Here is a 1,532-nt window from a genome sequence, read left to right as displayed (position 1 = left end):
ACGTAATGCTGGTCGCGGTGATAGACGTGGTGGGCCCGCAGCGCTGCATTCAGGTGATGCATCAGCGTGATGTTGGCCGCGTCGTACAGGCTCGCGCCTTCCGGGATCAGGCCGGCCTCGGTCAGCAGCGCCTCCGCAACCTCGTGGCCGTCTTCGGTCAGGTGGATCTGGTGCGACTTCTCGTCCACCGTGAAGTCGCCCGGCTCGATGACGCCTTCACCGGTGCGCGGGTCGAGCTCGCCGATCTGCTTCTTCAGCTTGGGCACGACGGCGTTGATGCGCTTGTAGACGTCGGTGTGGTCGTCCGCCTGGCCCGAGATGATCAGCGGTGTGCGAGCCTCGTCGATGAGGATCGAGTCCACCTCGTCGACGATGGCGTAGGACAGGCCGCGCTGCACGCGATCGGCCGTCTCGTAGACCATGTTGTCGCGCAGGTAGTCGAAGCCGTACTCGTTGTTGGTGCCGTAGGTGACGTCGGCGGCGTAGGCGGTCTGCTTCTGCTCGCGCGGCATCTGCGGCAGGTTGATGCCGACCGACAGCCCGAGGAAGGTGTAGAGCTTGCCCATCCACTCGGCGTCGCGGCGCGCCAGGTAGTCGTTCACCGTGACGACGTGGACACCCTTGCCCGTCAGCGCGTTCAGGTAGACCGGCAGCGTGGCCATCAGCGTCTTGCCTTCGCCGGTGCGCATTTCGGCGATCTTGCCGTCGTTGAGCACCATGCCGCCGATCAGCTGCACGTCGAAGTGGCGCATCTTCAGCGAGCGCTTGCTGCCTTCGCGGCAGACGGCGAAAGCTTCGGGCAGGATGTCGTCGACCGTCTCGCCGGCAGCGATGCGCTGCTTGAATTCAGCCGTCTGGGCGCGCAATTCGTCGTCGCTCAAGCCCTCGTACTTCGGCTCCAGCGCGTTGATCTGCTGCACGGTGCGGCGGTACTGCTTGAGCAAACGCTCATTGCGGCTACCGAAAATCGAGGTGAGAAGCTTGGGCAACATGCTGCGAGGAATGAGGAGCTGCGCGGCACCGGGCGGGCTGTCCAACCGGTGGGAGGCGCGAATCTGAGGGCACGGCGAGGCATTGCAAGACGGACTTGCCCGGCCGCGCAAAACGGCGCAGTTTAGCAGTGGGCTTTTGGCCAGGATCGCCGCCTCACTACACTGCGGCCATGGCCAACCCGCCCCGCTACCTTGCTCCCAAGAGCGTGCGCGTCAGCGTCCCGTCGCCGACACCGGTGGCCGACGCGTTGCGTGCTCACGAGGGCCTGAGTCAGCTCAATGCGCGCCTGGAGGCGTCACGGCGGCGGCTGCGCATCATCGGGCCCGCGTTGCCGGGCAATCTGCTGGCCAGCCTGCAACCCGGGCCGCTGGACGAAGAAGGCTGGAGCCTGCTGGCCGCCAACGCGGCCGTCGCCGCCAAGCTGCGCCATCTGCTGCCCCGGCTGGAAGCCCTGCTGGCCCAGGCCGGGCTGCCTGGACATATCCGCGTGAAGCTGATCCAGAAATAGGCGCACATGAAAAAACCCACTGTCGCGAGAC

Annotated in this window: 2 protein-coding genes; one reads left to right on the top strand and one right to left on the bottom strand. The window is 65.9% G+C overall.

Annotated features, from left to right (window positions below):
- A partial coding sequence (locus AC1DU6_RS30770; protein ID WP_477861892.1) for a preprotein translocase subunit SecA occupies window positions 1-992 on the bottom strand: 992 nt, incomplete at its 3' end.
- A gap of 170 nt (window positions 993-1,162) precedes the next feature.
- On the opposite strand from AC1DU6_RS30770, the gene AC1DU6_RS30765 reads away from it, so the two are divergent.
- Window positions 1,163-1,501: a hypothetical protein gene (locus tag AC1DU6_RS30765; RefSeq protein WP_157281141.1), complete on the top strand. Its 339-nt coding sequence runs from the start codon at window positions 1,163-1,165 to the stop codon at window positions 1,499-1,501.
- Window positions 1,502-1,532: the final 31 nt, after the last annotated feature.

It is taken from the genome of Roseateles sp. P5_B10 (genome assembly GCF_056400485.1).
This window is presented reverse-complemented; position numbering and strand designations above follow the sequence as displayed.

Bases quoted from the DNA above. Each gene is read 5' to 3' on its own strand.
- AC1DU6_RS30765 (WP_157281141.1), top strand. From the start codon at position 1,163: ATGGCCAACCCGCCCCGCTACCTTGCTCCCAAGAGCGTGCGCGTCAGC.